The sequence below is a fragment of the Allobosea sp. RAF48 genome, assembly GCF_052114025.1.
Classification (GTDB): Bacteria; Pseudomonadota; Alphaproteobacteria; order Rhizobiales; family Beijerinckiaceae; genus Allobosea.
This window is the reverse complement of sequence record NZ_JBFRDZ010000025.1, coordinates 41,201-48,145: the sequence shown is the minus strand read 5'-3', so window position 1 is coordinate 48,145 and position 6,945 is coordinate 41,201. Positions and strand designations below refer to the sequence as shown.

Sequence of the window (6,945 nt, the reverse complement as noted above, 5' to 3'; positions counted from 1 at the left end):
GTCCTTGACCCCGAACATGCCGAGGTTCGAGACTGCCGTCGTGCCGCCCTGATACTCCTCGGGCTTCAGCTTGCGGGCCTTGGCGCGGGCCGCCATGTCCTTCATCTCGTTGGAGATCTGCGACAGCGTCTTGTGGCAGGCATCGCGGATGATCGGCGTGATCAGACCGCCCGGAATCGAGACGGCGACGCCGACATCGGCATGCTTGTGCTTGAGCATCGTGTTCTCGGTCCAGGATACGTTCGCATCCGGAACGGCCTTGAGCGCCAGCGCCAGTGCCTTGATCACCATGTCGTTGACCGAGAGCTTGTAGGCCGGCTTGCCGTCCTTCTCCGGCGCTGCAGCATTGAGCTCCGCGCGCAGCTTGAGCAGCGCGTCGAGTTCGCAATCGACGGTGACGTAGAAATGCGGGACGGTCTGCTTGGCCTCGGTCAGGCGGCGCGCGATCGTCTTGCGCATGCCGTCATGCGGAACCTCCTCATAGGAGCCCGGCTCGAACAGCTTCTTGACCTGCTCGTCGGAGGGGCCGGTGGCAAGCGGCGCGGCGGCGGGCTTGGGCGCAGCCGGAGCGGCAGAAGGTGCAGCTGCCGGGGCAGCCTTGGCTCCGCCGCCCTTCCTGGCTGCCTCGACATCCTTCTCGACGATGCGGCCATGCGGACCGGAGCCGTTGATGGCGGCAAGATCGAGCCCGGCGTCCTTGGCGATGCGGCGAGCGAGCGGGGTCGCGCGCACATCACCATCGAAGGCAGTTCCATCGGTTAGGGGCTGCTCTAGCAAAGCGGCTGCAGGCCCAGGCTTGGCCAATGCTACCGAGACGCCGTTTTCAGCCACGACGGCAGCAGCCTCCGCAACGGCGCCATGAGCTTCCCCATCCTTGTAGATCCATGCGACAGTCGATCCGACGGCAATGTCGATGCCTTCCTTGCCTGTGATGCCGCGCAAGACACCACCAGCCGGCGCATCGACTTCCATAGCCGCCTTGTCGGTCTCGATCTCAAAGAGCACGTCGCCCTTCTCGACCTTCGCCCCGTCCGCGAAGAACCATTTCGATATGCGCCCGGTCGACATATCCATGTCGACCTTCGGTAAAATGACTTCGACGGGCATGATCAGCGTACTCCCCGGACGAGATCCCGCGCTGTCTCCACGATCCGGGGAACCTGAGGAACGGCGGCCTTCTCTAGATCGGGGTTGTAGGGAATAGGTGTTTCCGCGCCGCCCAGTCGCACGATAGGCGCATCAAGGCGGTCGAAGGCCTCGCTTTCGGCGATCATCGCGCTGATCTCGGCGCCTATGCCGAGCGTTTTCACCGCCTCGTAGACGCAGAGCAGCCTGTGGGTCTTGATGACACTGGCGATGATCGTCGCATTGTCCATCGGACGAATGCTGCGCAAGTCGACGACCTCGACGTCGATCCCCTCTGCAGCCAGGATCTCAGCGGCCTCAAGCGCCTTGTGCACCATGATCGAGGTGGCCGACGATGGTCAGATCCGTCCCGGCGCGACGGATCGCAGCCTTGCCTATCGGCACGGTATAATGGCCTTCGGGAACCGGCCCCTTCATCTTGTAGAGCAGCTTGTGCTCGAAGATCATCACGGGGTCGGGGTCCGCGACTGCGGCGAGCAGCATGCCCTTCGCATCGTGTGGCGTCGCCGGCTGAACGACCTTCAGACCCGGAACATGACCGAGCCAGGCTTCCAGACTCTGGCTATGCTGCGCGGCGGCGCCGGTCCCCGACCCGGCCGGGAAGCGCATGACCACCGGCACCGAGACCGCTCCGCCGAGCATGTAGCGCATCTTCGCAGCCTGATTGACGATCTGCTCCATGGCGAGCGTCGCGAAATCCGAGAACTGAAACTCGAAGATCGGCCGAAGACCCGTCACGGCTGCGCCGACTGCGACGCCAGCGCCACCGAGCTCTGATATCGGCGTGTCCATCACGCGCTCAGGCCCGAAGCGTTCGATCAGATCTCCGGTGACCTGAAAGGCTCCACCATAGACGCCAATATCCTCGCCCATCAGGACGACACGCTCGTCGGCCTCCAGCGCGATCGCCATCGCCTCCTGGATCGCCTGCGAATAGCTCAACTCCCTGACCTGGGTGTCCATCACTGTTGTTCCGTATAAACGTAATCGGCGAGGTCAATCGCCGCGGGAATGGGGCTCGCCTTCGCGAAATCGATACCCGCAGCGATCTCCACCTCCACGGTTTGGCGAACGTCCTTGAGCTCTGCCTCAGAAGCGATGCCGAACGTGATCAATTGCGCCTCGTAGCGCGCGATCGGATCGCGATTGGCCATCCAGTCCTCGATCTCGTCCTTGGTGCGATAGCGGTTCCGGTCGCTTTTGGAGTGGCCGCGATGGCGATAGGTCTTGCACTCGATCAAGCTAGGCCCCTCGCCACGGCGGGCCCTCTCCACGGCGTCATGGGAAGCTTCCGCCACCGCGGAAAGGTCGTTGCCGTCGACGATGACGCCCGGCATGGCATAGCCGGCGGCACGGTCGGCGATGTTGGGAACAGCGGTCGAGCGCTCGGTTGATGTCGACATGCCGTAACCGTTGTTCTCGCAGACGAAAACGACCGGTAACTTCCAGACCGAGGCCATGTTGAGCGCTTCATGGAAAGCGCCTTCGTTATTCGCTCCATCACCGAAGAACGAGACTGCGACCTTCCCTGTGCGCAGACGCTTGGCCGTTAGAGCGGCACCGACGGCGATCGGGATGCCGCCGCCGACGATCCCATTCGCGCCGAGATTGCCTGTAGAGACGTCGGCGATGTGCATCGAGCCACCCCGGCCGCCACAATAGCCGGTTGTCTTGCCAAAGAACTCCGCGAACATTCGCTTCACTTCGGCGCCTTTCGCGATGCAATGGCCATGGCCGCGATGCGTCGATGTAATCTGGTCATCGCGGGTCAGCGGCAGGCAGATGCCAACCGCGCTGGCCTCCTGGCCGATCGAGAGATGCATGGTGCCGTGGATCAGGCCCCGCATGTAGCTTTCTTCGGCGGCTTCCTCGAATCGGCGGATCAGATGCATGCGCCGCAGCGCGTCGAGCAGCTGTTCGCGCGGGTATTGCCGGTAAAGGAACGGCAGATTGGTTCCACCTGCCGCGGCAGGCACGTCTTGGGGATCCGTCATGTTTCAGGCTCCTTTGCCGTAGATGAGCGCATCCTGCCGGGCGCGAAGGGCGGCGAGCTTCGAGCCTTCCGCGACCGCCGCATTCGCGTAGGTCAGCATCTCTCCCTTTCGGATGGGCGCGGTGACCGTGCCGCCCTGGAGCATGCCGCAGGGGATGGCGCGCTCGGCGCGAGCCTCGTCAGCGGTCATAATCCAAGCGCGATAGGCGTACTCGCCGATGGCATCGAGCCGGTCGCCAGGCTGCAGATCCTTCTTGGCAAGCGCGCAGACCTCGGCCACCGGCCGGGCGAGTGGCACCATGTCCGGCTTGCCGTAGAGAACGACGCGCGCGCAGGTCAGCGGGACTTCCAGCGACGTCAGATGATAAGGCCGGTGGAAGGTGAAGTAGGGACCCTTTCCCATCTTCAGGTCTTCCATGCGCTCGGAAATGCGCGGGTGTGACATCTCCGCGACGACGAAGACGCCAGGCGCGACCCCCTTGCCGATCGAATAGTCGACGACGCCGACGCGCGAGAGTACGCCGCCGTCCTTCTCCGGAATCAAGGTCGAGGTCAGCTGGTCCAAGGTGGCGGCGGGGCCGTGCATGCCGGGCTTGTCAGGAATTAGGCCGGTCGCATTGGCGATCGCGGCCATTTCGACCATCGTCTTCGAGCCATCGACGAACTCGACGAGCATACGGACGTTCATGTGCCGGCGCGCGGCCTCCTCGGCATAGTCGTCCGGGACGGCGTCGAAATTGAGCGGATTGTTCTTGCCCTTTCCGGCTGCCACGATCGGATGCCCCATCGCGGTGACGAACTCGATCAGCTCCATGCAGGAAGAGGGCTCGTCGCCGGCGCCGAGAGAGTATGTGACGCCGAGCCGGTCTGCCTCACTCTTGAGATAGGCGCCGATGGTGACGTCCGCCTCGACGTTCATCATCACGAGATGCTTGCCGTGTTCCATCGCGGCCAGCCCGATCTCGGCGCCAACCGATGGCACCCCGGTGGCGTCGATGACGACATCAATCAGGCCGCTGTTGAGGATCAACCCGGGGTCGGATGTCACCGCGACTTTACCGGCTTCCATCGCTGCGTTCAGCCCGGATTGGTCGGACGCGTCACGGTAATGACCGTCCTCCTGATAGGCGATCTCGACGGCTTTCCGTGCGGCGGGGATATTGAGGTCGCAGATGGCGCCAACCGTCACGCCCGACATATGCGCGACGCGGGTCACGATATCCGTGCCCATTTCGCCGGAACCTATTAGGCCAATGCGGATCGGGCGCCCACTTTCGGCACGTGCCAGGAGATCACGAGTCAGTCCGGTTGGTGCGACATTGCTGCCCATTGAGCTTCTCCTATTCGAATCATCGGGCTGACCAATCAGCACAGATTCGTACATTTGGTGCTTATTTGATAATAATGTTCATTTTTGGCGCATGCAAAGGCGTCCATCGTGTCATTTGCCAAAGCGCCAAGAACCGCTTCGCCGACCTGCGCCTGCGATCAGTCCACTGCGATATCGTCCAGAAAGCTCGTGCCGATCTCTGTCGCCGCTACCGAGAAGATCTCGGCGGTCGTCGCCGCGATGTCTGACAGGCTGTCGCGCATGAAGATGCCCTTGGGCTTGATACCGGGCGTCCAGACAAGCAGGGGAGTAAACTCGCGGGTGTGCTTGTCATGGCCGATCGTGGGATCGTTGCCGTGATCGCCCGTGACGATCAGCAAATCCCGCGAACTCATTATCGACATCATGTTGCCGATGCCCTCGTCGGCTAGCCGCAGACAGGCGGCATAGCGCTCGGCGCTCTCGTCATGGCCTGCCAGGTCGGTCTCCTGGATGTTGATCGCGATGAGCCCGGAGCGGACACGCGCCATCGACGCGTAGGTCGCATCGAGCACCGGCTGTGTCAGAACATGCGGCTCCTTGTGTGCGCCTTCGCATGTAATGACGTCGGCAACTTTGCCGAGAAGTTCGACCTCATAGCCCGCCTTTTTCAGGATCGTCGGGACCTGAACGTCCGGCGTGGTGCCGCGCGTCAGATGCCGCACCACGTAGTTGCTGGTGTAGAGGCCAAGCGCGACATTGTTGACGCCGCACTGACCTGTCGGCCGGCGCTCCGTGCAATGGCGGATGTCGGCGGCGTGGAAACCGTAGCCGCCCATCGCGACGACCCGGCGCACCCGTGCCACCGAACGCAGGATCTCACCGACTTTGACGATATCCTCGTAGGCCATGTCCTCGATCGAGCCGACGCAGTGATAGGTCTGCAGCGGATCGCTCTCGAGATTGTCCCCGCAGATCATCTTGCCATCGACGAACAGGGCAGAAAGCCCATCTCCCGCCGGTTCGACATGATGCCCGGCCCGCCGCAGCGCCGCAGCTACATCGGCACTCACCGCATCGAACAGCTCTTCCGGCACGTCGGGCACGCGCGAGCCCATGATGACCTGATGGCCGAGATAAGTGTCGGCGCCCTTGTAGCCGAGATTGCACATGCCATGCACCGCGATAGGAGCAGGGTCGACCCTGAGGCCGGACCCCGGTGCGACGGTGCCGAGACCGAGACGTTCCAGGTTCGGCAGCGAAAGCCCGCCCACCGCGCTGACGACGTGTTTCAGCGTGTTGGAGCCAACATCATTGGGACGGACAAGGTGCACATCCGGAAGCGCGCCGATGCCGAGCGCGTCGAGGACGAGGATGATGACACGATCGAAGGAGGGTGTTGTGCCTGTCATGGCTGATCCCGTCGCGGCCCTTCAGGCGTTCGAGTCGCTGCGCGGCAGCAGATGGATGGTTTGTTCCTTGAAGCCGACCCCCACCTGATCGCCCTCGCGGATCCTCCACGAATCCCCGAGCGCAGACCGGACGGCCGTCAAGACCGTATCGCCAACGCGAACCCGGTATTCCGTCAGGTCGCCGAGATACTCGATCTCCTCGACACGGCCAGGAAGCCCTTCGCCCGGCTGGCCGAGGGTAATCGCCTCCGGCCGCAGAAGCGCCAGCACGTCTTTGGGGAAGGTCGCGCTTGGAACGGGAGCTCGCACGCGGGTTCCCAGAAGCTCGATCTCGACCTTCCCGTTCGGCTCGCCGACCACGCCTGCAGGCAGTGCGTTCACCTTGCCGACAAATTGGGCGACGAAGAGTGTGGCCGGACGGGCGTAGATTTCCTCCGGCGCACCGACCTGCTCGATCCGCCCGCTTTTCATGACCGCGATACGATCGGAGAGGCTCATTGCCTCGTCCTGGTCGTGGGTCACGAACAGTGCCGTCGTGCCGAGCCGCCGCTGCAGCCGGCGCAGCTCCGAGCGCACCTGCACGCGCAGTTTGGCATCGAGATTGGAGAGTGGCTCGTCAAAGAGGAGCAGGTCCGGATGCATGACAAGAGCTCGCGCCACGGCGACACGCTGCTGCTGGCCGCCAGAGAGCTGGCCGGGCAGACGTGGCCCATAGTCGTCCAATCCCACCGCAGCGAGCGCGGTAGCAACCTCGCTGCGGACAGTCGCCTCGGCGACGCGCCTTAGCCGCAACGAATAGGCGACATTTTCGAACACGCTCATATGCGGAAACAGCGCGTAGTTCTGAAAAACGAGGCCGATTCGGCGGTGATGGGCCGGCAGCCGCGCGATCGAGCGGGAGTCGAGCAGGATCTCGCCGGATTCGAAATCTTCTAAGCCTGCGAGGGTTCGCAGCACGGTGGTCTTGCCGCAACCCGACGGGCCCAACAGGGTGACGAACTCGCCAGGTGCAAGATCGAGGTTGAAATCCGTCACGACCGGCAGACGCCGCCCGCGGCCAAGCGGGTAAGATTTGTCGAGATTGC

At 63.3% G+C, this 6,945-nt stretch carries 5 protein-coding genes and 1 pseudogene; all 6 read right to left on the bottom strand.

Features of this window, described 5'->3' with window-relative positions; all coding sequences use genetic code 11:
- A partial coding sequence (locus tag AB4Z10_RS28105) for a dihydrolipoamide acetyltransferase family protein (protein ID WP_441473691.1) occupies positions 1-1,107 on the bottom strand: 1,107 nt, incomplete at its 3' end.
- A 2-nt stretch (positions 1,108-1,109) separates the two neighbouring features.
- Positions 1,110-2,109: pseudogene (locus AB4Z10_RS28100) on the bottom strand (alpha-ketoacid dehydrogenase subunit beta).
- The gene (locus AB4Z10_RS28095) at positions 2,109-3,140 is read right to left on the bottom strand and encodes a thiamine pyrophosphate-dependent dehydrogenase E1 component subunit alpha (RefSeq protein WP_441473690.1); all 1,032 of its coding nucleotides are present in this window, start codon (positions 3,138-3,140) and stop codon (positions 2,109-2,111) included. The pseudogene AB4Z10_RS28100 and the gene AB4Z10_RS28095 overlap by 1 nt, the downstream one beginning before the upstream one ends.
- A gap of 3 nt (positions 3,141-3,143) precedes the next feature.
- Positions 3,144-4,469, bottom strand: a complete 1,326-nt coding sequence (locus AB4Z10_RS28090; protein WP_441473689.1) for an NAD(P)H-dependent oxidoreductase — start codon at positions 4,467-4,469, stop codon at positions 3,144-3,146.
- A 158-nt stretch (positions 4,470-4,627) separates the two neighbouring features.
- Positions 4,628-5,860, bottom strand: coding sequence for a phosphopentomutase (locus AB4Z10_RS28085; protein ID WP_441473688.1), 1,233 nt, complete (start codon positions 5,858-5,860; stop codon positions 4,628-4,630).
- Positions 5,861-5,881: 21 nt separating this feature from the next.
- Positions 5,882-6,895 (bottom strand): ABC transporter ATP-binding protein, encoded by a 1,014-nt coding sequence (locus AB4Z10_RS28080; RefSeq protein WP_441473687.1) that lies wholly within the window; start codon positions 6,893-6,895, stop codon positions 5,882-5,884.
- Positions 6,896-6,945 lie beyond the last annotated feature (50 nt).

What these genes read in the sequence shown, in the direction of transcription:
- AB4Z10_RS28095 (WP_441473690.1), bottom strand. Translation starts at nt 3,140, where the DNA reads ATGACGGATCCCCAAGACGTGCCTGCCGCGGCAGGTGGAACCAATCTG.
- AB4Z10_RS28090 (WP_441473689.1), bottom strand. Translation starts at nt 4,469, where the DNA reads ATGGGCAGCAATGTCGCACCAACCGGACTGACTCGTGATCTCCTGGCA.
- AB4Z10_RS28085 (WP_441473688.1), bottom strand. Translation starts at nt 5,860, where the DNA reads ATGACAGGCACAACACCCTCCTTCGATCGTGTCATCATCCTCGTCCTC.